Raw genomic sequence first — 24,882 nt, 5'->3', positions numbered from 1 at the left:
CCTCCCGGGCTATCGCGCGACCTCCCGGAGCAGGGCTCGGGTGTCGTCTTCACTCAGTGCCTTGCCAGCCAACAGCTTAGCCTGTTTCCGGTAGCTCCGGACGACAACATCCTCGTTGAGGAAAGCGGTGGCGTGCGAGTTCTCCAAGTGCACGATCGGCTGCAGACCGGCGAATTCGTACAGGATGAACGAGCCGATCAGCCCCGGGTGATAGCCGATGCTCGCGGGAACGATCCGCAGTGAAATGTTCGACCGCAACATCATCGTCAGCAGGTGATCGATCTGATCCGACATCACATCGGCACTGCCGATTTCCTCTCGGATCGCGATTTCGCCCACCAAAGCGGTGAGCCGGACGGGATCCGGCCGCGAGAGAATCCCCTGCCGGTTCAACCGCGTGACCAGCATCGCGTCAGCTTGCGGCAGATCGATCTCCGAATTGGTCAGGATCGCCCTCGCATAGTCAGGTGTCTGCAGAAGGCCCGGTACGATCGCCAGTTCCCAGTTCGTGATGCGGGTGGCGGTGCGCTCGTACTCCACGATCCCGCTCAGCGCGGGCGGCAGGTCCGACGGGTTCGAATCGAGCCAGTTGTCGTCCCTGGCGTGCCTGGCCAGCCGCATCATGCGGTCGTACGTCACGTCGTCGACCCGCAGCGCGCCCAGCAGCCGCGCCACGTCCTCCGGCTGCGGTACCCGCTGTCCCTTTTCCCACGCCGACAACAACTGCGGCAGAATCCGCACCATCCGCGCGAGTTCGCGCAGGCCCTTTCCCCGCGCTACCCGCACTTCGCGCAGCGATGCGGCCAATGCCCTCGACCCGGGCGAGGTGGAAGTCGGCTTCATGTCGTGATGGTACGAATGCCGTCCATTCCCCGATCGGCGGTGGGGCGTCCCATTTTCAGGACAGCACGTACACGTGCCATTCGTCGTCGACGCGATAACCGCAACGCTCGTAGACACCCAGCGCGCGGTGGGCGTTGTCGACGTCGACGTTGAGGGCCGACCGGTCGAATCCCGCGGCTTTCGCCGCCAGGAGCGTGTGCCCCAGCAACCCGGACGCGACGCCGCGGCCGCGCAGGGCGGCCCGGGTTCCCACCCAGGTGGCGTAGTGCTCGCGGAGGCCCGTCGCCGCGGTCTGGTACGCGTAGTGGTGGCTGAGCACGAACGCGAGCACCTTTTCGCCGTCCAGCACGAGGAACGACAGGTCCGGGCGGAAGTCCTTCGAGCCGGTGACCAGGTGGCGCCAGGCCTCGGGCTGGTAGACGGTGCTGCCCCAGTGGTCGGCGAAGGTGTCGTTGCGGGCGTCGAGGGCGGCGAGGTCGTACTCGAAGTCGAACGGCACCGCCTCGAAGCCGTCCGGCAGCGGCGGCTGCGGCGGCAGGTCGGCGAGGTTCACGCGCATGTTGACCATCGTCCGGCCGTGCGTGTAACCCGCGCGGGTGAGGACGCCGGCGATCCAGCGTTCGTTCCGGTGGCTGCCGTGGTGCAGTTCGAGCGGCGCGCCCGGGAAGGCGCGCTCGTGCACCTCGCGGCTCGTGCGGGCGAACCACTCGACCAGGTGAGCGCCGACGGCGTCGGTGCGGTACGCCGGGTGCACGACGGACTGCAGCCGGATCATGTGCACGGGGTCGGCGGCGTCGCGGCGGCGGGTCAGGCCGTAGCCGGCGAGCTCGTCGCCCGCCCAGGCGCCGACGGTGGCGCGGGCCAGGTCGACGTTGGGGGCGACGAGCTCTTCGCGGAGGTCGTCCGCGCTGAAGTGCTCACCCGTGCGGTCGACGTCCTCGGCGGCCGCGTACAGCCGGGCGAGGGCGGGAGCGTCGTCCAGGGTCAGCGGGCGCCAGGTCAGGTCCATGCCGGGAGGCTAGGCCGGACGGCGGCGTCCGTGCACGCCGATTTACCCTCGGTGCGTGCTGGTGCTCCTGCCCCCTTCCGAGACCAAGGCCGACGGCGGCCGCGGCGGTCCGCTCGACCTCGGCGAGCTGTCGTTCCCCGAGCTGAACCCGACGCGCGCGAAGCTCGCGGACGCGCTGGCCGAGCTGGCCGCGGACGTCCCGGCGAGCATCGCGGCGCTGGGCATCACCGAGCGCCAGTCCGGCGAGGTCGAGCGGAACGCGCAGCTGTGGACGTCCCCGACGATGCCGGCGCTGCGCCGCTACACCGGCGTGCTGTACGACGCCCTGGACGTGAAGAGCTTCACGAAGGCGGCCCTGGAGAAGGCGCACCGGCGGCTGGCGGTCACGTCGTCGCTGTTCGGCGTGGTGTCGGCGACGGACCCGATCCCGGCGTACCGCCTCTCGGGCGGCAACTCGCTGCCGGCATTGGGGACGGTCCGCGGCCTGTGGAAGCCGGTCCTGGAGCCGGTGCTGCAGGCGGTCGACGGCCTGGTGGTCGACCTGCGCTCGGGCACGTACTCGGCGTTCGCCAAGCTGCGTCCGGACGCGGTGACGGTCCGCGTGGTGACGGAGAACGCCCGCGGCGAGCGCGTGACGGTCAGCCACTTCAACAAGGCGTACAAGGGCCGCCTGGCGCACGTGCTGGCGGCCACGCGCGCCGAGCCGTCCACAGTGGACCAGCTGGTGAAGGTGATCACGAAGGCGGGCCTGGTGGTGGAGCGCACCGGCGACCACGCCCTGGAGCTGGTCACCGAGGGCTGAGGCGGCCGAACCGGTCCGGCGCGAACGGGCTCAGGTCGAAACCCGGGTCCTCCCCCAGCGCCACCGCCGCCACCAGCTTCCCCGCGAACGGCGCGTTCGTCAGCCCGCCGGCCCCGAAGCCCGTCGACACCGCCAGACCCGGGCGGAGCGCCCCCAGGATCGGCAGGCCGTCCGGGGTGCCCGGGCGGAAGCCGACCCGGGTCTCCGCGAGCGTCGCGTCCGCGAGGCCCGGGGCCACCGCCAGGGCGTTCTCCAGCACTTCGCGTTGTCCGGCCGCCGTGACGCGGTAGTCGAAACCCGACTCCGCCTCGCGGGTCGCGCCCGCCACCACGCGGCCGCCCGCGAACGCCAGCAGGTAGTGGCTGCTGCGCGGCAGGACCACCGGCCACGCCGCCGTCTCCGTTCCCGGCAGGTCGAAGTGGCTGATCTGGCCGCGGTGCGGCGTCACCGGCAGGTCGATCCCCAGCGGCGCCAGCAGTTCCCGGCTCCAGGCCCCGGCCGCGACCACCACGCTGTCGGTTTCCAGGGGGCCGTCCGGGGTCGCCACCGTGCCGTCCGCGCGGAAGGCGACCTCGCCCTCGACGAACTTCGCGCCCCGGCGCTCGGCGGCCGCCAGCAGCGCGCGGCGCAGCCGATGCCCGTCGACGCGGCCCGCGCCCGCCAGGTGCACCGCGCCCAGCCCGGGCGCCAGCGCCGGGAACAGCTCCCGGGCCTGCGCCGGATCCAGGCGCCGGACCTCGCCGATCTCGGGCGCGTCCGCCGCCCGTGCCGTCAGCCGTTCGTGGGCTTCGGCGAGCTCCGCGTCGTCGGACGACACGACCATGCCGCCGACCACCTCGAACGAGGACCCGTCGAGTTCCGCGGCGAATTCGCGGTAGTACCGGCCGGCCGCCGCCGCGAGCGGGTACAGCGCGTCGTCCCGGCGGGAGGTCCAGGGACTGACGATGCCGGCCCCGGCCTCGGTCGCCGTTCCGGGGCGCGCCGCGTCCGCGACGACCACTTCCGCGCCGCGGCCCGCGAGGTGCCAGGCCGTCGCCGCGCCGCCGATCCCGCTGCCGATCACGAGCACTCGCATGCTTCCCACCCTGCCCGATCCTGCCGCGCCGGGGCCAGCAGGGGATGACCGACGCGGGCACCCTGCCGGTCGTATGCTGCGCGCCATGCCGAGCCGTGCCGAGCGGTATTTCGCCCATCTCGACACCCTGACGGGGTCCGCCGCGCCCCGGCTGCAGCCCATCCCGTCGACGCAGCCCGGGCTCGACGACGTGATCGCGTTCGTCTACGCCGACGAGCCCGAGCCGCGCTACCTGACCGGCGCCACCTACGGCCTGTCCCTGGCCGACCACCCGGACTGGCACGGCGTGCGCCCGGAGCTGTGGATCAGCGTCCGGTCCGACGACCCGGTCTGGGCCCTGGCCATCGGCTACCTCGCCGAGCAGCTGCGCGGCACCTGCCCGTTCGTCTACGGCGACACCATCGACTTCGGCCAGCCGATCGCCCCGGAGTCGTCGATGACGGCGTTCGCCGTGTCGGCGCCGGCGGGCCTCGACGCGGACCAGTACACGCTGATCGACGTCGGCGGCCCGCCGATCAGCATCGCCGGGTGCTACCCGGTGCACGACACCGAGCGCAAGTACATCCGCGAGCACGGCATCGAGGCGTTCTGGCAGCTGGACTGGGACCTCTACGACGTCCGCCGCGCGCCGGTGGTCTAGCGCCGCACGAGCTCGCGGACCGGACGCCGAACGTCCACGGCTCGCCGGACTTCGCGCCTTCCGGTGCCACGGCGTGCCGACGGGAACGCGGTGCTCGTGCGGCCGGTCGGCGGCGCGCCGCCGCTTGGCGCGCCGGTCAGCGGGTGGCTGACTCGCAGGTGGGCAGTGGTCCGCCTGCTCGAGTAGCCGGTCAGGCCCGGTAGGCGGCCGCCGCGATCCGGGCGAACGAGCGGATCAGCGGGTTCGCGTCGCCGTCCTGCCAGGCGAGCACCACCGGGCTCGGCGCCAGGCCGGTCAACGGCACCACGACCAGCTCGCCCGGCGGCCGGTGGCCCAGCGGCATCAGCCCGACGGTGCCGTTCCAGAGCACGGCCTGCAGGCACTCCTGGACCGCCCGCACCACCGGCCCTTCGCGGGGTTCGCCGCCGTGCCAGTACGCCTGCCAGCGCGCGTCGGTGCCGTCGGGGAACCGGAACCAGCGCCGTCCGGCCAGGTCGGCGGGCGCCAGGTGCTCGCGCCCGGCCAGCGGGTCGTCGGCGCGCAGGACCGCGCCCACCGGGTCGGCACGCAGCTCGTGCACCGTCAGGCCGGTCTCGTCGAACGGCCCGCGGGTCAGCGCGACGTCGACGAGCCCGGCGCGCAGCCCGCAGGTCGGATCGGTGAGGTCGGCGTCGCGGACGCGGACCTCGACCTCCGGGTGCTGCTGCCGGTAGGCGTCGGCGAGCCGGTTCGCGGCCGGGTCGGCGCCGTCGCCGAGGATGCCGACGGTGAGGGTCGGCGTGCCCGCGGCCGTGGCCACCCGCACGCGGGCCTGGTCGGCCTGGTCGAGCAGCGCCCGCGCCTCGGCCAGCAGCGCCGCCCCGGCCGGGGTCAGCGTGACGCCCGCCGCGGACCGCAGCAGCAGCACGGCGCCGACGTCCGTTTCCAGCTGCTTGATGGCCCGGCTCAGCGGCGGCTGGCTCATGTGCAGCCGCGCGGCGGCCCGGCCGAAGTGGCGTTCCTCGGCGACCGCGACGAAGTACCGCAGCGTGCGCAGCTCCATGACCGGCGACGATATTCGCCCGGTATCGGCACCACCGAACCGGTCTTGGACGGCCCGGGTCCGGCGGCGGTGGAATCGGGGCATGACCGAGCTGACCGATCCCGCCGTGCGCGTCTCCGGCGCCCGCGAGATCGCCCCCGACCTGCTGGTGATCCCGAACGACCACGTCGACCTGGTGCCGAACATCGGCGTCGTCGGCGGCACCGAGGCCGTCCTCGTCGTCGACACGGGTATCGGCAACGACAACGCGGCCCAGGTGCTCGCCTTCGCGCGCGAAGTGGCGAAGGGCCGCCGCCTGTACCTGACCACGACGCACTTCCACCCCGAGCACGCGTTCGGCGCGCAGGTGTTCGCCGGTGAGGCCACCTACCTGGTCAACCGCGGCCAGGCCGACGACCTCGCCACCCGGGGCCCGGGCTACCTGGAGATGTTCCGGGGTCTGGGCGAGACGGTCGCCCGCCGCCTCGACGGCGTCCGCATGCCCACGCCCGATCTCGTCTACGAGGACGGGTACAACCTCGACCTCGGCGGCCGGACCGTCCGGCTGCGGCCCACGGGCCGCGGCCACACCGCCGGCGACCAGGTCGTCGAGGTGCCGGACGCCGGCGTCCTGTTCACCGGCGACCTGGCCGAGACCGGGCAGTTCGCCATCTTCCCGTGGTTCCCGCCGCACGACACGGACGTCTCGGGCGTCGGCTGGCTGGCGGTGCTCGACCGGCTGATCGCGAGCCGGCCGCGGGTGGTCGTGCCGGGTCACGGCGAAACCGGCGGCCCGGCGGTGCTCACCGACGTCCGCGACTACCTGCGTGAGCTGCGGGACGAGACCTGGCGGCGCCGGGATTCGGCCATGGGCGTGGACGAGATCACCGCCGAGGTCCGCGCCCTGCTCGTCGAGCGGCACCCGGACTGGGCCGGGCGCGAGTGGATCGAGCCGGGCGTCGGCTGCCTGTGCGCCGAGCACGCCTGACCGCCCTTTCGGTGGGCGCGAACGGGTTTCGCCGTTCCGTAGGATCGGCGGCCCGGTGGCACCTCGAGGAAAGGGCTCGTCGTGATCGGTGTGGAGGTCGTGCTCGGAGCGCTCATCGCCTGGGCGCCGGCGAAGGCGCGGCGCGCGGGCAAGGCGCTCGACGGGATCGCCGACGAAGCCGTGGACGCGGGCGCGGCCAAGGTCCGGGACGTCGTCCTGAAGAAGCTCGACGGCGATCCCTCCGTGCGGAAGCTGGCCGCGGAGGTCGCCGAGACCGGCGAGGTCAGCGAGCGGACCCGCAAGCGCGTCGAACTCGCTCTGGAGGACGCCGTCGACGAAGACCGGCAGTTCGCGGACGCGCTGAAGACCGCGCTGGCCGAAGCGCGTTCTTCAGGCACGGCGGCTTCCCACGGCGGGGTCGCCGTGGTGGGCACCGCGGAGGCCCGCGACCACGGGATCGCGTTCGGCGCGGTCGGCCGCGACGTGCACGTCGGGCGGCCGCGGGCCCCTCGGGCGCCGGAGTAGTACTACCGCTGCCGGCCTGCGGAATCCGGTCGGGAACGTCCGGGCGCAGTCTTACGCCCCCAGCACCGCCATCGCCGCGTTGTGACCCGGGATGCCGCTGACACCACCTCCTCTCGCGGCACCCGCGCCACACAGCAGGATGCGTTCGTGGGCCGTCTCGACGCCCCAGCGGCCGGCCTCGGCCGGGTCTTCCGCGTACGGCCACGACAGGTCCCGGTGGAAGATGTGCCCCGCCGGGAGGCCCAGCTCGGCTTCCAGGTCCAGCGGGGTCTTCGCTTCCACACAGGGCCTGCCGTCCGGCGCGGTCAGCAGGCAGTCCTCGATCGGCTCGGCCAGCACGCTGTTCAGCGAAGCGAGCGTCGCGCGCAACGCAGCTTCGCGGGCCTCTTCGTTGCGCCCCTCGAAGAGGCGGGCCGGCATGTGCAGGCCGAACAGGGTGAGCGTGTGCGTGCCGGCCGAGCGTTCGGCCGGGCCGAGGATCGACGGATCCGTCAACGAGTGGCAATAGATCTCGCAGGGCGGCAGCGAGGGGATCCTGCCCGCTGCCGCCTCGCGGTACGCCGCCTCCAACTGCGTGAAGGTCTCGTTGACGTGGAAGGTGCCCCCGAACGCGTCGGCCGGATCGACGCTCGCGTCACGCAGCCTCGGCAGCCGCGTCAGCACCATGTTCACCTTCAGCTGGGCGCCTTCCGGGCGCTCCGCCGGATCCTCGCCCAGCAGCCGGGCGAGCGTCGCCGGCGCGACGTTCGCCAGGACGTGCCCGCCCCGGACGGCGGTTTCGGTATCGGCGCGCCGGTACCGCACCTCGCCGTCCGGGTCGACCGAGAGCACTTCCGCCCCGGTCACCAGGCGCGCGCCCGCCGCGGCGGCGACCGCCGCGAGCGAGCGGGTGACCGCGCCCATGCCGCCGACCGGGACGTCCCAGTCGCCGGTGCCGTTGCCGATCACGTGGTAGAGCAGGCACCGGTTCTGCCGCAGGTCCTCGCCGTCCGCCGGGGCGAACGTGCCGATCAGCGCGTCGGTGAGCACCACGCCGCGCACCGTGTCGTCGCCGAACCACGACGTGAGCGCTTCGCCGATCGGCCGTTCGAACAGCAAGGACCAGGCTTCCGCGTCGCCGACGCGCGCACGGAAGTCCACTTCGGACAGAAGCGGTTCGGTGAGCGTCCCGAACGCACGCCCGGCGACGCGCTCGGTCAGCTCGTAGAACCGCTGCCAGGCCGAGAAGTCCGAAGTGGACCCGGTGACCGCCCGGAACGACGCCGCCGTCCGGACGGCGTCACCCGTGTCGACAAGGAGACCGGAGCCGCCCGACGGGGTGTAGGACGACATCCGGCGCCGTCGCAGCTCCACGTCGAGGCCGAGATCGGCCACGATCTTCTTCGGCAGCAGGCTGACCAGGTACGAGTAGCGCGAAAGCCGGACGTCCACGCCCTCGAACGCGCGGAACGAGACGGCGGCGCCACCGGTCTCACCCCGCCGTTCGAGCACGAGCACCGACCGGCCCGCCCGCGCCAGGTACGCGGCCGCCACCAAGCCGTTGTGCCCGCCGCCGACGATCACCACGTCGTAGCTGTCCATCCGCCGCCCTTCCCTGGTTCGGCCTGCCCTTCAATCGTGACCACGCCGAGGGGCCGAATTTAAGGAAACGTCACAAATACTCCTTTCGCGGCGCTTTCCGCGAAATTCACTTGCACGGTGCCGGACCGATCCGGAATCCTGGGCCCACCTGGCAGGGAGCCGGTGCGGGAGAACGGGAGGTGCCTGTCGAGATGTCTGTCCTGGCCCTTTCGCGCCCTCACCCATCCGCCCCCCGAGGCTGACCACGCGCCCGGTGGGGCATCCCTGTTCGAGGAGAACCCACCAGTGCGTCAGCACGACTACGAAGACCTCTACGACGACGAGCCCACACGCCGCCAGACGCGATCGCGCCGCCGCGGGCGGTTCGACGAACCCGAACCCACGCGCAGTGGACGGCTGACCGAAGCCGAACGCGTCCGCCTCGCGAAACTGCGCGACGACGCCTACACCGAAAACGAGCTGCCCGACGGCGCCGACCGCTGGTCCACGTGGGACGACGCCGAACACGGCCCGCTCCCCCGGCCGGACTGGGTCGTCACCGAACTCGCCGCGGTCGACACGGACCTCGGCGTCCTCAAGACGGGCAAGGAAGCCGATGTCCACCTCCTGAGGCGCGCGTTGCCCGGCACACCGGGCACGTTGCTCGCCGCGAAGCGGTACCGCAGCGACGAACACAAGCTGTTCCACCGCGACGCGGGCTACCTCGAAGGGCGGCGGCTGCGCCGGTCCCGGGAGATGCGGGCGATGGCGCAGCGCAGCGCGTTCGGCCGCAACCTGATCGCCGAACAGTGGGCGGTCGCGGAGTTCTCCGCGCTGAGTCGCCTGTGGACGCTCGGCGCGCCGGTGCCCTACCCGGTGCAGCGCGAGGGGACCGAACTGCTGCTCGAGTTCCTCGGCGAGGACGACGGCACGGCCGCACCGCGGCTGGCCCAGGTCCGCCCGGACCCCGGCGAGCTGGCGGACCTGTGGTTCCAGGCGACCGCGGCGCTCGAACTGCTCGCCTCCGAGGGGCTCGCGCACGGTGACCTCTCGGCGTACAACCTGCTCGTGCACCGGGGCAGGCTGGTGGTGATCGACCTGCCGCAGGTCGTCGACGTCGTCGCCAACCCCGGCGGCGTCGAGTTCCTGGCGCGGGACGTGCGCAACCTGGCCGGCTGGTTCCACGGGCGCGGCCTCGGCGAGCACGTCACGCGGGTCGAAGAACTCCTGGCCGAGCTCGTTTCGGCGGCCGGGATCGGCTGAAACCGTGGCGGCGTCGCCGCTGTGGTGCGGAACACGGCTGCGACGCCGCCCACAACCGGTGACCTCGATGAGTGGTCCGAGCTCCGGTTCGGGTACAGTGAACACAGACCGCAACCGGCGGCGTGGATGAGTTGGTGTCCGTCGCCTCCAGAGCCACCGAATGGCTCGCGGTGATCCGAAGTAACTCCAGCGGCGCGCAGTGTCGGCAAGCGATGACACGGTGTGCCGGGTCCGTCCCTGTGAACGCCCATCGCACACCATCTTGCCCTGCCTGCGCGCGGGCTGCCCGGGCCTCCCTTGTGACGAACCACGTCCGAGAGGCATTTGTGACCGTCACGTTCAACTCCGGCCCTTCCTCGACGTCCGCGAACGCGGGCCGTCCCGACCGCAAGCCGCGCACCCGCCCGGCCGGCGGCGACATGCTGCGCGACGACGCGGTCGAGCTCGTGGCCACCAAGACCTTCGCCGAACTGGGCCTGCCGGAGCCGCTGCTCCGTGCCCTGGCCGACGCGGGCATCAACAGCCCCTTCCCGATCCAGTCCGCGACCATCCCGGACGCGCTGGCCGGCCGCGACGTGCTGGGCCGCGCCCAGACCGGCTCCGGCAAGACCCTCGCCTTCGGCCTGGCCATGCTGGCCCGGCTCGCCGACGGCAAGGCCCGCCCGAAGCGCCCCCGCGCGCTGATCCTGGTCCCGACCCGCGAGCTGGCCATGCAGGTCGCCGACTCGCTGACCCCGCTGGCCAAGTCGCTCGGCCTGTGGTGTCGCACGGCCGTCGGCGGCATGGCCTTCGCCCGCCAGGCGGACGCGCTCTCCCGCGGCGTCGACCTGCTGATCGCCACGCCGGGCCGGCTGTCGGACCACGTCCGCCAGGGCACCGCGCACCTGGGCGACTGCAACTTCATCGCCCTCGACGAGGCCGACCAGATGGCGGACATGGGCTTCATGCCGCAGGTCCGCGAGATCATGGACCTCACCCCGCCGGGTGGCCAGCGGCTGCTGTTCTCCGCGACCCTCGACGGTGACGTCAACCGCCTGGTCAAGCAGTACCTGACCGACCCGGTGACGCACTCGGTCGCGCCGTCGACCGCCAGCGTGACGACCATGGACCACCACGTGCTCCAGGTCTCGCACCAGGACAAGCAGGACGTCATCACGCAGATCGGCGCCCGCGAGGGCCGCACGATCATGTTCGTGCGGACCAAGCACCACGTCGACCGCCTCGCCGAGCGCCTGCGCGAGCAGGGCGTGAACGCGGCGGCCCTGCACGGCGGGAAGACGCAGGGTCAGCGCAACCGCGTCCTCGCCGACTTCAAGGAGGGCTACACCCCGGTCCTCGTCGCCACGGACGTCGCCGCGCGCGGCATCCACGTCGACGACATCTCGCTGGTGCTGCACGTCGACCCGGCGGCCGACCACAAGGACTACCTGCACCGCGCGGGCCGCACGGCGCGCGCCGGGGCGTCCGGCGTGGTCGTCACGGTGGCGACGCACGACCAGCGCCGGATGGTCCGCCGGCTGACCGACCGCGCCGGCGTGCGCGCGGAGTCGACCACGGTCCGCCCGGGCGACGCCGAGCTGTCCCGCATCACCGGCGCCCGCGAGCCGAGCGGCGAGCCGGTCGTCGAGCGGCGGCGCGAGAACCCGCGTCGCGGCGGCGGCGGCTTCCGCGGCGACCGCGGCTTCGGCGGCAACCGGGGCGGCGAGCGCGGCGGTTCCTACCGCGGCGAGCGCAGCTACGGCGACCGTGACCGTGGCGGCGAGCGCGGCGGCGACCGTGGTGGTTACCGCGGCGGCGACCGCGAAGGCCGTCCCGCCGGCTTCGGCGGCCGCGGCCGTCAGCCCCGCTCGGGCAACGGCGGCGGCTACGGCCGTCCGAGCCGTGGCCCGCGTCGCGGCTACGACAGCTGAGTTCTTCCTTCGGAAGCCCCGGACCGAGTGGTCCGGGGCTTCCGGCGTTTCCGGGGCCGCTTCGCGGTGGCGCGGGGCGTGGATGGGAGACTGCGGGACGTGACTACGCCGCCGACGCTCCCGCCCGAAGAGGTTTTCGACTGGCTCGACGCCGAGGCGGAGAAGCGGGCGAACGCCGGGCTCGTGCGGCAGCTGCGGCCGCGTCCGGCGCGGGCCGACGAGCTCGACCTGGCGGGCAACGACTACCTCGGGCTGGCCCGCGACAAGCGCGTCGCCGGAGCCGCCGCAGCCGCCGCGCTGCGCTGGGGTGCGGGGTCGACCGGGTCGCGGCTGGTCACCGGCTCGACCGAGCTGCACACCGAACTGGAGCTGGAACTCGCCCGGTTCTGCGGCGCGCAGGCGGCGCTGGTGTTCTCCTCGGGCTTCGCCGCGAACCTCGGCGCGGTGACGGCGCTGTCGGGGTCAGAATCGGCGATCGTCACGGACAAGTACATCCACGCGTCGCTGATCGAGGGCTGCCGGCTCTCGCGGGCGGACGTTGCCGCGGTCGCGCACTCGACGCCGTCGGCGATCAAGCACGCGCTGGCGACCCGCCGCAAGCCGCGCGCGCTGGTGGTGACGGACTCGGTGTTCTCGGTCGACGGCGACCTCGCACCGCTCGAGGAGCTGGCCGGCATCTGCCGTGCGCACAGCGCGGCCCTGCTGGTCGACGACGCTCACGGCTTCGGCGTCCTGGGCGAAGGCGGCCGGGGCGCGGTCCACGCGGCCGGGCTTTCGGGCGCACCCGACGTCGTCACGACGTTGACGCTGTCGAAGTCCCTCGGCGCCCAGGGCGGCGCGGTGGTGGGGCCGCGGCGGGTGATCAAGCACCTGGTGGACACGGCGCGGAGCTTCATCTTCGACACGGCGCTGGCGCCCGCGAGCGCCGCGGCCGCGCTGGCGGCGTTGCACGCGTTGAAGGAAGAGCCGGGACTGGCGGAGAAGGTGGTCGAGAACGCGGGCAACCTGGCGATGTCGCTGAAGGCGGCCGGGTTGAAGGCGAGCGTGCCGGACGCGGCGGTGATTTCGGTGCAGGCACCGTCCGCGGAGACGGCCGTGGCCTGGGCGGCGGCGTGCGCGGAGCAGGGCATCCGCGTCGGCTGCTTCCGGCCGCCGTCGGTGCCGGACGGCATCTCGCGCCTGCGGTTGACGGCGCGGGCCGACCTCACGGAGTCCGATGTGGACCGTGCGGTGAAGGTCATCACCGCGACGGCCCCGCGAGGCGCGCTCGCCTGAGGTCGGATCGGAAGGCCGGTCGGCGCACCTGGGCGGTCGGATCGCGCACCTGGACGGTCGGACCGCGTACCCGGAGGGTCGGATCGCGTACCCAGGCGGTCGGATCGCGTACCCGGAGGGTCGGTTGGGTGATCAGGGACGAGTTTCGCGTGACTGGGCGGGCATCTCGCGTGATTGGTGGGGTATTACGGGTGGCGGCGCATGCGGATATGGGGGATTCCGTCGTCGTCGGTGTACTCGTCGCCTTCGGCGATGAAGCCGTAGCGGGCGTAGAAGCCCTGGACGTATGTCTGGGCGTCCAGGACATACTCGCCCGGGATCGTCAGGGCCGCGTCCATCAGGCGGGCCGCCAGGCCGGCGCCGCGGGCGGGCGCCGCTGTCGCCACGCGGCCGATGCGGCGGATGCCGCCCGGGTCGAGCAGCACCCGCAGGTACGCCACGACCGAACCGGCGTCTTCGAACCACAGGTGCCGGGTGTCGGGCCGCAGGTCACGGCCGTCGACTTCCGGGTACGCCGCTTTCTGCTCCACGACGAACACATCGACGCGCAGGCGGAGGATGTCGTGCAGCTGAGCCGCGGTCAGCTCGGGACCGGTCGCGTCGTGCAGGGTCGGCATGCCCCCTGCTTAGCACGCTCAGCCGAGCAGGCGCGGCTTGGCCTGGGACTCGATGTCACCGGCATAGGTGGAGACGCGCGTGTACACGCCCGGCCTGTTCGCCTTCGCGCAGCCGTCGCCGAAGGAGACGATGCCGATCAGCGTGTCCCCCACCACCAGCGGGCCGCCGGAGTCGCCCTGGCAGGCGTCGACGCCGCCTTCGGCGTAACCCGCGCACACCATCGTCCGCTGGTCGTAGACGCTGTAGTCGGTTTTGCATTCGCTGTCCGAGACCACCGGCACCTGCGCGCTGCGCAGGTAGTCCGAGCGGTCGCCGCCGTCGGCGATGCGGCCCCAGCCGAGCACCGTCGCCTGGGTGTCCTTGGCGTACAGCCCCGCGTCACCGCTGCCGGGCAGCTTCGCGGGCCGGTAGCCGAGCTGGCCGCGCACGGTCAGCACCGCGACGTCGGCCCCCTTAGTCGGGTCGGTGTAGCCCTGGCCGATCCAGACCTTGGAGACGCCGAGGACCTGGCCGTCACTCGTGCGCTTGTCCTCTCGGCCGGCCACCACGCGGATGTCCTGCTTCGCCACCGCTTTGGCGCAGTGGGCCGCCGTCACGACCGCGGTGGAGCTGACGATCACCGCGCCGCAGAACTGGTTGCCGCCCGCGTCGGTCAGGTACACCGCGTACGGGTGGTCGGCCAGGGAAGCCTGGTTGCCCCCGACGATCCGCGCCTGGTTGCCGGAGCCGGCGGCCCCGGGGTCGGCCGCTGCCGTGCCCACCACGACCGGCACGGCGGCCGCGGCGACCGCGAGGAGCGCGGCGCTCGCGAACAGCAGGGATCGGCGGGACTTCACGGACATGGGTCTTCCCCTTTTCGACGCAGCACAACGTTGAGCACTCGGCACCCGGATGACTCCGGTGCGTGAACGACGTGCCCTCAATACCCTAGGCCGAGGGGGCCCAAAACGGTGTCACTGGAACGGGTGGTCTCCGGCCACGGGAGGCTTCTGCCAAGCTGACCGGATGTGGCGGACGGCGGCGGCGTGGGCAGCACTGGCCCTCGCCATGAGCGCGTGCTCGGCGACAGCGCCGTCGCCCGTGCCGTCGCCGGTGCCGTCGCCGCAGCCTGCACCTTCCGCGCCGCCGACGACGGCGAGCCCGCCGGGCACCACGGCCGCGCCGCCGGTGCCGAGCGCGTCCGCCGCGCCTTGGCAGGTCGGTGCCCGCCCGCTCCCCCGCCGTGCCGACGGCTTCGGCGAGGTCGAGCCGACGCCACCCGAACTGGTGAACCGGGCACTTCCGACAAAAGACCTGTTTCCCCCGCCCGCCGGGAACGCGTACGCCGCGACGATCAGCGCCGTGCCCGCGGACGTCCTCGCGCGCAGCACCTGGCAGCCGTCCTGCCCCGTCAAGGCGGCCGACCTGCGCTACCTGACGATGTCCTTCTGGGGCTTCGACGGCCGCGCGCACACCGGCGAAATGCTGGTGAACGCCGCCGGCGCGGCCGGGATCACGAAGGTGTTCGGGCAGCTCTTCGCCGCTCGCTTCCCGCTCGAGGAGATGCGCGTGACCAGCCCGGCGGAGCTCACCGCACCGCCGACCGGGGACGGCAACTCGACCAGCGCCTTCGTCTGCCGCCCGGCGCGCGGGCAGCCGAACTGGTCGGCGCACGCCTCCGGGCTCGCCGTGGACGTGAACCCGTTCTGCAACCCCTACACCCAGGGCGATCTCGTGCTGCCCGAGCTGGCCTCGGCCTACGTCGACCGCTCGCGCCGGCGGCCCGGCATGGTGCTGGCCGGTGACGCGACCGTCCGCGCGTTCGCGGCGATCGGGTGGAGCTGGGGCGGGAACTGGCACAGCCCGACCGACCGGATGCACTTCACCGCGACCGGCCATTGACCACGTAATACGACGTTGAGCACAGGCGGGAACACCCGCCCGCGCGGCGCGGTTGGCTAGGGTGAATCGACCGGACCCGGACCCCGCGGAGGATGCAGTGCCCCACTACGACCTGGTGATCGTCGGGACGGGATCGGGGAACTCCATCCTCGGCCCCGGTTTCGCCGGCCAGAAGACGGCGATCGTGGAGAAGGGCACCTTCGGCGGCACCTGCCTGAACGTCGGCTGCATCCCGACGAAGATGTTCGTGTACGCCGCCGACGTCGCGTACACGCCTTCGCGCAGCGCCAAGTACGGCGTCGACGAAGAGCTGAAGGGCGTGCGCTGGCGCGACATCCGCGACCGGATCTTCGGCCGCATCGACCCGATCGCCGAAGGCGGCGCGGAGTACCGCCGCAGCCACGAGGACAACGCGAACGTCGACGTCTACGAGGGCACCGGCCGCTTCACCGGCCACAAGGAGCTGCGCGTCAGCTTCGCCGACGGACGCCCCGACGAAGTGCTCACCGCCGACCGGTTCGTGCTCGCCGCGGGCGGCCGCCCGGTCATCCCCGCGATCCCGGGCCTGGACGACGTCGACTACCACACCTCCGACACCGTGATGCGGCTCGACGAGCTGCCCGAGCGGATCGTCATCCTCGGCGGCGGGTACATCGCGGCGGAGTTCGCGCACGTCTTCGCCTCCTTCGGCGTGCAGGTCACCCTGGTCAACCGCTCCGGGCGGCTGCTGCGCTCGGAGGACGAGGACGTCAGCGCCCGCTTCACCGAGCTGGCCGCCGAGCGGTTCGACGTCCGCCTCGACCGCAAGACCGTGCGGGCGCGCAAGACCGGCAGCGGCATCGCGCTCGACCTCGAGGGGCCGCAGGGCGCCGAAACCGTCGAAGGCGACGTGCTGCTCATCGCCACCGGCCGTCGGCCGAACTCCGACCTGCTCGACGTCGCCGCCACCGGGGTGACCACATCGGACAGTGGGCACGTCGTGGTGGACGACCACCAGGAGACCGTGGTCGAAGGCATCTACGCCCTCGGCGACCTGTCTTCGCCGCACGAGCTCAAGCACGTCGCGAACCACGAAGCCCGCGTGGTGCAGCACAACCTCCTGCACCCGGACGAGCGGATCACCGCCGACCACCGGTTCGTGCCGCACGCCGTCTTCACCCACCCGCAGGTGGCGTCGGTCGGGCTCACCGAGCAGAAGGCGCGCGAGCTCGGCGTGTCCTACGTCGTCTCGAAGCAGGACTACGCCGGCATCGCCTACGGCTGGGCGATGGAGGACACGACGGGCTTCGCGAAGCTCCTGGCCGACCCGGCGACCGGGCAGCTGCTCGGCGCGCACATCATCGGCCCGCAGGCGTCCTCGGTGATCCAGCCGCTCATCCAGGCGATGAGCTTCGGCCTCGACGCGAAGAGCATGGCCCGCGGCCAGTACTGGATCCACCCGGCGATGCCGGAGCTGGTCGAGAACGCGCTGCTCAACCTGCCGCTGGACTGAGCCACTCCGCGAAGGGCCTCTCCCGAAGGGGCCCTTCGCGACGGTTCAGACGAAGCGGTGGCGGCCGGCGAGAGCGCCGAAGGTCAGCTGGACGCCGAGCAGGCCGAGCAGCATGCCCAGCGGCACGGCCCAGCCGCCCGCGAGGTCGTGCAGCAGGCCGAAGAGGAACGGCCCGAGCGCGGCGAACAAGTAGCCGAAGCCCTGCGCCATCCCGGACAGCCGGGCGGTGTCCGCGCCGGTCCGCGCGCGCAGCGCGATCACGGTCAGGGCCAGCGAGAACGTGCTCATCCCGAGCCCCACGAGGATGCTCCAGAGCAGCGGCGACCACGACGGCGCGAGCATCAGCCCGGCGGTCCCGGCGACGCCGAACACACCCAGCCCGACGATCCACCCGCTCTGTCCGCGCTGCCGGGCCGCCATCGGCGCCACGACGAGGCTAATCGGCACCGCGATCAGCGAGACCAGGCCGAACAGCAGGCCGGCGTCGTCGCGCGGCACACCCGCGTCCATCAGCACCTGCGGGAACCAGCCCATCGCCGCGTAGGCGTAGAACGCCTGCAGGCCGAAGAAGCCCGTGACGATCCACGCCAGCCGGTTGCGCAGCAGCGACCGGCCGGCCGCGGCACCGTCGGCGGGCCGCGGTGCCCGGCCGGTGCCGCGGGCTGCGAAAATCCACACCAGCAGCGCGACGACGGCCAGCACGGCCCAGCTGCCCAGCGCCGGGCGCCAGCCGCCGAGTGCGTCGCCGAGCCGCGGGGTCACCGCCGACCCGAGGGCGCCACCGCCCTGCAGCGCGGCGGTGTAGACGCCGGTCAGCACGCCGATGCGGGCCGGGAAGGAGTCCTTGATGACGACCGGGATCAGCACGTTGATCAGGGCGATCCCGGCCGTGGCCACGAGCGTGCCGCCGAGCACCACGACCGGGCCGTCGAGCACGCGCAGGACCAGCCCGGCGCCGAGGGCGGCCAGCGCGATCGCGATGGCCGCGCCGACCCCGGCCCGGCGCGCGAGCAGCGGCGCGGCCAGCCCGGCACCGGCGAAGCAGAGGGTCGGCAGCGTCGTGAGCACGCCGGCCCAGACGACGGAAGCCCCCAGGTCGGTCCGCATTTCGGCGAGCATGGGCCCGACGCCGGTGATGGCCGGACGCAGGTTGAGGGCGGTGAGCACCACCGCGACCGCGAGCAGCGCCCCGGCGGCGACCACGCCCGGCGTCCGGACCGCCGCGGCGCCGTCGAGTTCGGGTTCACGGTGTTCGACGCGCATGCCCGCTACTATCGCATACGTAGGATGATTGGATGAAGGGATAATCCTGTGCCTCTGGCCACCACGCGCCGAGCAGGCCTCGTCGACCAGGTCATCGAGCAGCTGCGGACCGCGGTCACGCAGGGCGAATGGCCGATCGGCGAACGCATCCCGACCGAGGCCGAGCTCGTCGAGCAGCTCGGCGTCGGGCGCAACACCGTCCGCGAGGCCGTGCGCGCGCTCGCGCACACCGGACTGCTGGAGGTCCGCCAGGGCGACGGCACCTACGTGCGCGCCACGAGCGAGGTGTCCGGCGCGATCCGCCGGCTCTGCGGCTCGGAACTGCGCGAAGTCCTGCAGGTCCGGCGCACCCTGGAGGTCGAAGGCGCGCGGCTCGCGGCGTCCGGGCGGACCCAGGACGAGGTCGCCGAGCTGTGGTCACTGCTCGCCCGCCGCGAGGCCGAACTGCGCGAAGGCCGCTGGCAGGACTTCGCCCGCACGGACGCCGAATTCCACTGCGCGGTCGTCGGCGCGGGCCACAACCGGCTGCTGACCGAGCTCTACCGCGGGCTGACCGAGGTCATCGCGGCCAGCATCGCGACGACGTCCAGCATCGCCCCCGGCGCCGACCACTCGCCGGAAATCGGCCACGAAGGTCTCGCCCAGGCCATCGCCGACCGTGACCCCGACCGTGCCGCCGCCGAGGCCTGCGGGTTCCTCGACGAGCTCCTGGAGCGCATCGAACGCGCCTGAACTGCGCTTTCTTAACTTCTGGCACCACAAATGACCCCTAAGGGTGCCATTTCAGGGTTGTCGTGGTGCCACGATGGCGCCATAGTTGTGCCATGGACCTGACGCCCTTCGTGGACGAACTCCGCCGGGAGCTCGCGGTCGCCGCCGAAGCGGCGGGCGAGGAAGCCGTCGCCCTCGCCGAGCGGCTCACCGCGCCGCTCGAGTCGGCGATCCGGCTCACCCTGCTCGACGCCCTTTCGGCCGCGGCCGACGAAATCACCCGCGACCTCGCCCCCGGTTCCGTGGAGGTACGCCTCCGCCGTCGCGAAGCCGAGTTCGCCGTCTCCGTGCCCACCACACCGGAACCCGCGCCGGCCGAAGCGCCGCCGCCCGCGCCCGAGCCCGACGACGGCGCCGTCTCCCGCATCAACCTGCGGCTGCCCGAGCAGCTGAAGCAGCGCGTCGAAGAGGCCGCCGGCCGGGAGCGCATCTCCATCAACGCCTGGCTCGTCCGCGCCGCCACCACCGCACTCGGCACGGACCGCGGCCGTCCCGCCCCGCGCCGTTCGGTCTTCGGCGAGAAGTACACCGGCTGGGTTCAGTAACCACTTTTCCGTTCTTCCGTCTCCGACCTGCGGAGACGCCACCTCAGCACCCCAGGAGGGCGCAGCCATGCCTGTTTTCCCCACGCCCGAACCGATCACGGCCACGATCGACGTCAGCGTCGCCGACGTCCGGATCGTCGCCGGCGACCGCGCCGAAACGACCGTCGAGGTCGCCCCGGCCGACCCGGCCGAGAACGAGGACGTCAAGGCGGTCGCGAAGACCCGCGTCGAGTTCTCCGGCGGCGAGCTGCTGGTCAAGGGCCCGAAGTACGTCACCAAGCTCTGGGGCCGGGGCGGCGCCCTGCACGTCACGATCGAGCTGCCCGCCGGTTCGCAGCTCACCGGCACCGCCGCGATGGGCGACTTCCGCGTCACCGGCCGGGTCGGCCCCAGCCGCCTCAAGACCTCCGTCGGCGACATCCACGTGGACGAAGCCGCCCGGCTCGAAGCGAGCACGGCGACCGGCGACGTCACCGTCGAGCGCGCCACCGGGCACGCCGAGGTCGGCACCGGCTCCGGCGAACTGCGGATCCGCCAGATCGACGGCGACGCCGTGCTCAAGAACTCCAACGGCGAAACCCGCGTCGGCGAGGTCACCGGCGACCTGCGCGTCAACACCGCCAGCGGCGACATCCTCGTCGACCTCGCCCACGCCGGCGTGCACGCCAAGACCGCCGCCGGCGACATCCGGCTCGGCGAGGTCGTGCGCGATCGGCTCGTCCTCGAAACCGCCGTCGGCGAGATCGAGGTCGGCATCCGCGAAGGCAGCGCCGCCTGGCTGGAGCTGAACTCGCTGACCGGGTCGGTCCGCAACACGCTCAGCCCCGCCGACGGCCCCGGGTCGAACACCGAGACCGTCGAGGTCAAAGCCCACACCTACACCGGCGACATCGTCATCCGCCGGGCCTGAAACTCCACGAGACAAGGGGAAATCCATGCCGGACGCCATCGTGGCCGAGGGATTGGTCAAGAAGTACGGGAAGGTCACCGCGCTCGACGGGATGTCGCTCGTGGTACCGGAAGGCACGGTGCTCGGGGTGCTCGGGCCGAACGGCGCGGGGAAGACCACCACCGTCCAGATCCTGACGACGCTGCAGAAGCCGGACGCGGGCCACGCGACGGTCGCCGGGTTCGACGTCGTGAAGGACGCGCACGAGCTGCGCTCGCACATCGGTGCCTCGGGGCAGTACGCCGCCGTCGACCAGGAACTGACCGGGGCCGAGAACCTGGAGATGGTCGGGCGGCTGTACCACCTGGGCACCCGGCGGGCCAAGGCCCGCGGTCGCGAGCTGCTGGCCCGGTTCAGCTTGGCCGACGCCGCCGACCGCCCGGTGAAGGGCTACTCCGGCGGCATGCGGCGCCGCCTCGACCTGGCCGGCGCGCTGGTGGCGAACCCGCCGGTGCTGTTCCTCGACGAGCCCACCACCGGGCTCGACCCGCGGGCCCGCACCGAGCTGTGGGAGGTCATCACCGAACTCGTCGCGGGCGGCACGACGCTGCTGCTCACCACGCAGTACCTGGAGGAGGCCGACCGGCTGGCCGACACCATCGCCGTCGTCGACCACGGGCGCGTGATCGCCCGCGGCACCGCGGACGAGCTCAAGGACCTCGTCGGCGGCGAGCGGATCGAGCTGACCGTCGGCACCCACGACGACGTCCTCGTGGCCCGGCGCGCGCTGGCCCGGCTGGCCAGCGGCGAGCCGCAGGCCGAGGCGTTCCGGCTCACCGTGCCCGTGAGCCACGGCGCGAAAGCGCTTACCGAAGCGTTGTCACTGCTGGCCGCGGAAGGCGTCGACGTCCGCGACGTCGGTGTCCGGCGCCCGACCCTCGACGACGTTTTCCTCACCCTGACCGGCCACGAGACGGCCGAACCCGAGAAGGAGGCCGTGTGATGAACGCGGTGCAGATGGCCGTCACCGACGGCGTGACCGTCGCCAAGCGCAACTCGATCAAGATCGTCCGGTCGCTGGACCTGCTGGGGTCCATCGTGTTCACGCCGGTGATGTTCGTGCTGCTCTTCGGCTACGTCTTCGGCAGCGTGATCGACATCCCGGGCATGTCGTACCGCGAGTTCATGCTGCCGGGGATCTTCGTCCTCGCGGTGGCGATGGGCAGCATCGTCACCGGCTACGGGCTGACCGACGACCTGCAGAAGGGCATCATCGACCGGTTCAGATCCCTGCCGATGTCCCCGGCGGCGGTGCTGATCGGGCGCACGACGGCGGACCTGATCCTCAACGTGACGAGCCTGCTGATCATGGGACTGGTCGGGCTGCTGGTGGGCTGGCGCATCCACACGGGCGTCTTCGAGGCCCTCGGCGGGGTGCTCCTGCTGCTGGCCTTCGCCTACGCGCTGTCGTGGGTGATGGGGACGCTCGGCCTGGCGGTCCGCAAGCCCGAGGTGTTCAACAACGTCTCCAGCGTGGCGATCTTCCCGCTGACGTTCCTGGCCAACACGTTCGTCGACAGCGGCCGCCTGCCGACCCCGCTGCGCGTGATCGCGGACTGGAACCCCGTCTCGGCGATCACGCAGGCGTCGCGAGAACTGTTCGGCAACACGAGCACGGCCATGCCGGCGCACGACGTCTGGCCGATGCAGCACGCCGTGCTCGCTTCGGTGCTGTGGATCGCGGTGCTGCTGGTGGTCTTCGTGCCGCTTTCGGTGCGCTGCTACAAGAAGGCCACCAGCCACTGACTCAGGGCAGCGTGAGGATTTCGCTGCCGTCGGCCGTCACCACGAGGGTGTGCTCGAACTGGGCCGTCCACTTCTTGTCCTTCGTGGTGACGGTCCAGTCGTCGGCCCAGATGTCGTAGTCGATGGTGCCCAGGGTGATCATCGGCTCGATCGTGAAGGTCATGCCCTCCTCGATCACCGTCTCCACCGAGGGCTCTTCGTAGTGCAGGACCGTCGGGGGCGTGTGGAACGCCGGGCCGACGCCGTGGCCGGTGAAGTCGCGGACCACGCCGTAGCCGAAGCGCTTGGCGTAGGACTCGATGACCCGGCCGATCACGTTCAGCTGGCGGCCCGGGCGGACCGCCTTGATCGCCCGCATGGTCGCCTCGCGGGTGCGCTCCACCAGCAGGCGGGCCTCCTCGGAGACGTCGCCGGCGAGGAAGGTCGCGTTCGTGTCGCCGTGGACGCCGCCGATGTAGGCGGTGACGTCGATGTTGCAGATGTCGCCGTCCTCGATCACCGTCGAGTCCGGGATGCCGTGGCAGATCACCTCGTTGAGCGACGTGCAGCACGACTTCGGGAACCGGCGGTAGCCCAGCGTCGAGGGGTAGGCGTGGTGGTCGAGCAGGAACTCGTGCACCACCTTGTCGATGTCGTCCGTGGTGGCGCCCGGCTTGACGGCCTTGCCGCCCTCCTCCAGGGCCTGCGCGGCGATGCGGCTCGCGACCCGCATCGCCTCGATCACCTCGGGCGTGCGCACGCCGTTGCCGGTGTCCCGCTTCGGCGCCGGCTTGTCCACGTACTCGGGACGGGCGATGGAACTGGGGACGTCACGGCGCGGCGTCTGGACGCCGGGAACGAGCGGGGCACGAACGGACATGCCTCCACCTTACGACGGTCCGCTCAGCCGATCCCCGCCAGGAACCGGTGCGCGGCCTGCACGGCCGGTTTCGACGACCCCGCGTCGGTCAGCAGGACGGCGAACGCCAGGTCGCCGCGGTAGCCGACGAACCAGCCGTGCGAGTGCGCGCCGTCGCCGAACTGGGCGGTGCCGGTCTTGCCCGCGACGTCGGGGATGTCCCGCAGCCCGGTCGCGGTGCCCGCGGTGACGACCTCGCGCATCATCCCGCGCAGCGCGTCGAGAACGTCCTGCGACGGCGGGTCGCCGACGTTCTTCGTGGCCGCCGGCAGGCCCTTGACGATCGACGGCGACGGCACCTTCCCGGCTTGCACGGTGGCCGCGACCAGCGCCATCCCGAACGGGCTGGTCAGCACCCGGCCCTGGCCGAAGCCGTTCTCCGCCCGCTGCACGGCGGAGTCGGTCGCCGGGACGTCGCCGGTGACCGTGGTCAGGCCCGGGACGACGAAGTCGGCGCCGAGGCCGAAGGAGCGGGCGGTGTCGGTGAGCGCGGAGCCGCCGAGGCCGGCCGCGAGCCGGGCGAACGTCGTGTTGCAGGACCGCGCGAACGCCGTCTTCAGCGGCACCCGGCCGAGGTCGAACCGGCCTTCGTTCGGGATGACCCGGTTTTCGACCGTGGTCGTGCCGGGGCAGTCGACCGGGCTGCCGGCGTCGACGTCGCCGGTGGCCAGCGCGGCCGCCGCCGTGACGATCTTGAACGTCGACCCCGGCGGGTAGCGCCCGGACAGCGCCAGTGCGCCTTCCTCGTCGGCGGCGTCGTTCTGCGCGACGGCGAGGATGTCCCCGCTCGACGGCTGGATCGCGACCAGCGCGGCGGAGTACGGCTCGGTGGCCAGCGCCTTCTCCGCGGCGGCCTGGATCTTCGTGCTGAGCGTGCTCGTGACGGCGGGCGCGGGCCGCGGCGGCTCGGCCTTGAGCTCGGACACCTCGCCGCCGGTGACGTCGCGGGTGACGATCCGCCAGCCCGCCGCCCCGGCCAGCTGCTGCTCGACCAGCGCGCGGATGCCCGGCAGGACCTGCTGCCCGGACCCGCGGGTCACCGGCAGCAGCCGTTCCTGGCTGGCGAAGCGCACGCCGGGCAGGTCGTAGATCGCCGCCTTGACGCGCTGGTAGTCGCCGGCGCGCAGGGCGATCACCGGGTAGGCGTCGCCGGGCTTGGTCCTGCTCATCCCGTCGAGCACGGACCGGCCGGTGACCGACGGCTCGTACCGGTGCAGCGCCTTGGCGAGCGTCCCCGCGACGGCCCTCGTGTCCCCGGCCTTCTGCGGGTCGACGACCACGCCGATCACGGTCTGCGGGCGCATCAGCGGCACGCCGTCGCGGTCGAGGACCGGGGCCGTCTCGGGCAGCTGCGGCAGCAGGCCGAGGGTCTGGCCGACGGCCAGCTGGGGGTGCACGACCGTCGGCTGCCAGTGCACCTGCCAGCCGTTCTCGGCCGCCCGCAGCTGGGCGTCGGCGCGGTAGGACCAGGTGCGGCCGTGCGACAGGTGCCAGGTGAGCCGGTACCCGGCGGTCACGACGTCGCCGTCGGGCTGCTTGACCTCTTCGTCGTCGACGTCGAGGCCCTCGGGGTCGAGCACGCCCCGGACCTGGCTCAGGACGGTCTTCGCGGCGTCGGGTGAGTCGGTGTTCGCCGCCGCGGCGGCGACGTCCCCGGACGCGACGGCGTCCAGGAAGGCGGAAAGGGCGTCCTCGGGACTGTCACCCGAGCACCCGGCCGTGGTCGCGGCGACGAGCAGCAGCGCCGCGAGCGCACTGCGGTGTCGACGTGCACTCATGGCCGGATAGTGCCTGGTCAGCGTGGTTCG

The 24,882-nt window shown here is 72.6% G+C and carries 24 protein-coding genes; 14 read left to right on the top strand and 10 right to left on the bottom strand.

Going from position 1 to position 24,882, the window contains the following annotated elements:
• Nucleotides 1-9: 9 nt before the first annotated feature.
• Entirely contained in the window at nt 10-843 is an 834-nt protein-coding gene (locus ACLJPY_RS40325; RefSeq protein WP_410596222.1) for a helix-turn-helix domain-containing protein, read from the bottom strand.
• A gap of 55 nt (nt 844-898) precedes the next feature.
• Nucleotides 899-1,852, bottom strand: coding sequence for a GNAT family N-acetyltransferase (locus ACLJPY_RS40320; protein ID WP_410596221.1), 954 nt, complete (start codon nt 1,850-1,852; stop codon nt 899-901).
• Nucleotides 1,853-1,907: 55 nt separating this feature from the next.
• Between ACLJPY_RS40320 and yaaA the strand changes: the two genes are divergently transcribed.
• The gene (gene yaaA, locus ACLJPY_RS40315; RefSeq protein ID WP_410596220.1) at nt 1,908-2,654 is read left to right on the top strand and encodes a peroxide stress protein YaaA; all 747 of its coding nucleotides are present in this window, start codon (nt 1,908-1,910) and stop codon (nt 2,652-2,654) included.
• On the opposite strand, the gene ACLJPY_RS40310 is transcribed toward yaaA, so the two are convergent.
• A complete protein-coding gene (locus tag ACLJPY_RS40310) occupies nt 2,641-3,729 on the bottom strand; it encodes an NAD(P)/FAD-dependent oxidoreductase (protein ID WP_410596219.1) in 1,089 nt (362 codons plus the stop codon). The two genes, yaaA and ACLJPY_RS40310, sit on opposite strands and share 14 nt — an antisense overlap.
• Nucleotides 3,730-3,814: 85 nt before the next feature.
• Between ACLJPY_RS40310 and ACLJPY_RS40305 the strand changes: the two genes are divergently transcribed.
• Nucleotides 3,815-4,369: a suppressor of fused domain protein gene (locus tag ACLJPY_RS40305; protein WP_410596218.1), complete on the top strand. Its 555-nt coding sequence runs from the start codon at nt 3,815-3,817 to the stop codon at nt 4,367-4,369.
• 190 nt (nt 4,370-4,559) lie between these two features.
• On the opposite strand, the gene ACLJPY_RS40300 is transcribed toward ACLJPY_RS40305, so the two are convergent.
• Entirely contained in the window at nt 4,560-5,411 is an 852-nt protein-coding gene (locus tag ACLJPY_RS40300) for a LysR family transcriptional regulator (RefSeq protein WP_410596217.1), read from the bottom strand.
• An 82-nt stretch (nt 5,412-5,493) separates the two neighbouring features.
• On the opposite strand from ACLJPY_RS40300, the gene ACLJPY_RS40295 reads away from it, so the two are divergent.
• Entirely contained in the window at nt 5,494-6,378 is an 885-nt protein-coding gene (locus ACLJPY_RS40295) for an MBL fold metallo-hydrolase (protein ID WP_410596216.1), read from the top strand.
• 81 nt (nt 6,379-6,459) lie between these two features.
• Entirely contained in the window at nt 6,460-6,903 is a 444-nt protein-coding gene (locus ACLJPY_RS40290) for a hypothetical protein (RefSeq protein ID WP_410596215.1), read from the top strand.
• A 51-nt stretch (nt 6,904-6,954) separates the two neighbouring features.
• Here ACLJPY_RS40290 and ACLJPY_RS40285 read toward each other — a convergent pair whose 3' ends face one another.
• Complete coding sequence (locus tag ACLJPY_RS40285) at nt 6,955-8,484, bottom strand: phytoene desaturase family protein (RefSeq protein WP_410596214.1); 1,530 nt, start codon at nt 8,482-8,484, stop codon at nt 6,955-6,957.
• A 285-nt stretch (nt 8,485-8,769) separates the two neighbouring features.
• Between ACLJPY_RS40285 and ACLJPY_RS40280 the strand changes: the two genes are divergently transcribed.
• The 3 genes from ACLJPY_RS40280 to ACLJPY_RS40270 all read left to right on the top strand — a co-directional run bounded on the left by ACLJPY_RS40280 (nt 8,770) and on the right by ACLJPY_RS40270 (nt 12,911).
• Entirely contained in the window at nt 8,770-9,726 is a 957-nt protein-coding gene (locus ACLJPY_RS40280; protein WP_410596213.1) for a serine protein kinase RIO, read from the top strand.
• 326 nt (nt 9,727-10,052) lie between these two features.
• Nucleotides 10,053-11,636, top strand: coding sequence for a DEAD/DEAH box helicase (locus ACLJPY_RS40275; RefSeq protein ID WP_410596212.1), 1,584 nt, complete (start codon nt 10,053-10,055; stop codon nt 11,634-11,636).
• Between the two features lie 99 nt (nt 11,637-11,735).
• A complete protein-coding gene (locus ACLJPY_RS40270; protein WP_410596211.1) occupies nt 11,736-12,911 on the top strand; it encodes an 8-amino-7-oxononanoate synthase in 1,176 nt (391 codons plus the stop codon).
• Between the two features lie 185 nt (nt 12,912-13,096).
• Here ACLJPY_RS40270 and ACLJPY_RS40265 read toward each other — a convergent pair whose 3' ends face one another.
• Both ACLJPY_RS40265 and ACLJPY_RS40260 read right to left on the bottom strand, forming a co-directional pair.
• The gene (locus ACLJPY_RS40265; protein ID WP_410596210.1) at nt 13,097-13,528 is read right to left on the bottom strand and encodes a GNAT family N-acetyltransferase; all 432 of its coding nucleotides are present in this window, start codon (nt 13,526-13,528) and stop codon (nt 13,097-13,099) included.
• A gap of 18 nt (nt 13,529-13,546) precedes the next feature.
• Nucleotides 13,547-14,371 carry a S1 family peptidase gene (locus tag ACLJPY_RS40260; protein ID WP_410596209.1) on the bottom strand — a complete coding sequence of 275 codons (825 nt, stop codon included), beginning with the start codon at nt 14,369-14,371 and terminating at the stop codon, nt 13,547-13,549.
• Between the two features lie 163 nt (nt 14,372-14,534).
• Between ACLJPY_RS40260 and ACLJPY_RS40255 the strand changes: the two genes are divergently transcribed.
• Nucleotides 14,535-15,410: a M15 family metallopeptidase gene (locus ACLJPY_RS40255; protein ID WP_410596208.1), complete on the top strand. Its 876-nt coding sequence runs from the start codon at nt 14,535-14,537 to the stop codon at nt 15,408-15,410.
• Nucleotides 15,411-15,507: 97 nt separating this feature from the next.
• The gene (locus ACLJPY_RS40250) at nt 15,508-16,902 is read left to right on the top strand and encodes a mycothione reductase (protein WP_410596207.1); all 1,395 of its coding nucleotides are present in this window, start codon (nt 15,508-15,510) and stop codon (nt 16,900-16,902) included.
• A gap of 45 nt (nt 16,903-16,947) precedes the next feature.
• Here ACLJPY_RS40250 and ACLJPY_RS40245 read toward each other — a convergent pair whose 3' ends face one another.
• Complete coding sequence (locus ACLJPY_RS40245; RefSeq protein ID WP_410596206.1) at nt 16,948-18,165, bottom strand: CynX/NimT family MFS transporter; 1,218 nt, start codon at nt 18,163-18,165, stop codon at nt 16,948-16,950.
• A 48-nt stretch (nt 18,166-18,213) separates the two neighbouring features.
• Between ACLJPY_RS40245 and ACLJPY_RS40240 the strand changes: the two genes are divergently transcribed.
• The 5 genes from ACLJPY_RS40240 (at nt 18,214) to ACLJPY_RS40220 (ending at nt 22,176) form a co-directional block, all read left to right on the top strand.
• Nucleotides 18,214-18,897, top strand: a complete 684-nt coding sequence (locus ACLJPY_RS40240; protein WP_410596205.1) for a FadR/GntR family transcriptional regulator — start codon at nt 18,214-18,216, stop codon at nt 18,895-18,897.
• A gap of 92 nt (nt 18,898-18,989) precedes the next feature.
• Complete coding sequence (locus tag ACLJPY_RS40235; RefSeq protein WP_410596204.1) at nt 18,990-19,481, top strand: toxin-antitoxin system HicB family antitoxin; 492 nt, start codon at nt 18,990-18,992, stop codon at nt 19,479-19,481.
• Between the two features lie 67 nt (nt 19,482-19,548).
• On the top strand, nt 19,549-20,391 hold the full coding sequence (locus ACLJPY_RS40230) for a DUF4097 family beta strand repeat-containing protein (protein ID WP_410596203.1): 843 nt from the start codon (nt 19,549-19,551) through the stop codon (nt 20,389-20,391).
• 25 nt (nt 20,392-20,416) lie between these two features.
• Entirely contained in the window at nt 20,417-21,373 is a 957-nt protein-coding gene (locus tag ACLJPY_RS40225; protein ID WP_410596202.1) for an ATP-binding cassette domain-containing protein, read from the top strand.
• Entirely contained in the window at nt 21,373-22,176 is an 804-nt protein-coding gene (locus ACLJPY_RS40220) for an ABC transporter permease (RefSeq protein WP_410596201.1), read from the top strand. The genes ACLJPY_RS40225 and ACLJPY_RS40220 overlap by 1 nt, the downstream gene beginning before the upstream one ends.
• A 1-nt stretch (nt 22,177) precedes the next feature.
• On the opposite strand, the gene map is transcribed toward ACLJPY_RS40220, so the two are convergent.
• A complete protein-coding gene (map, locus tag ACLJPY_RS40215) occupies nt 22,178-23,035 on the bottom strand; it encodes a type I methionyl aminopeptidase (RefSeq protein ID WP_410596200.1) in 858 nt (285 codons plus the stop codon).
• Between the two features lie 23 nt (nt 23,036-23,058).
• Nucleotides 23,059-24,852, bottom strand: coding sequence for a penicillin-binding transpeptidase domain-containing protein (locus ACLJPY_RS40210; protein WP_410596199.1), 1,794 nt, complete (start codon nt 24,850-24,852; stop codon nt 23,059-23,061).
• Between the last annotated feature and the right edge of the window lie 30 nt (nt 24,853-24,882).

This window comes from Amycolatopsis sp. lyj-23 (assembly GCF_046549135.1).
In the GTDB taxonomy this organism is placed as follows: Bacteria; Actinomycetota; Actinomycetes; order Mycobacteriales; family Pseudonocardiaceae; genus Amycolatopsis.
Note: the sequence above shows the minus strand (reverse complement) of the source record. Positions and strands in the feature narration are given on the sequence as shown.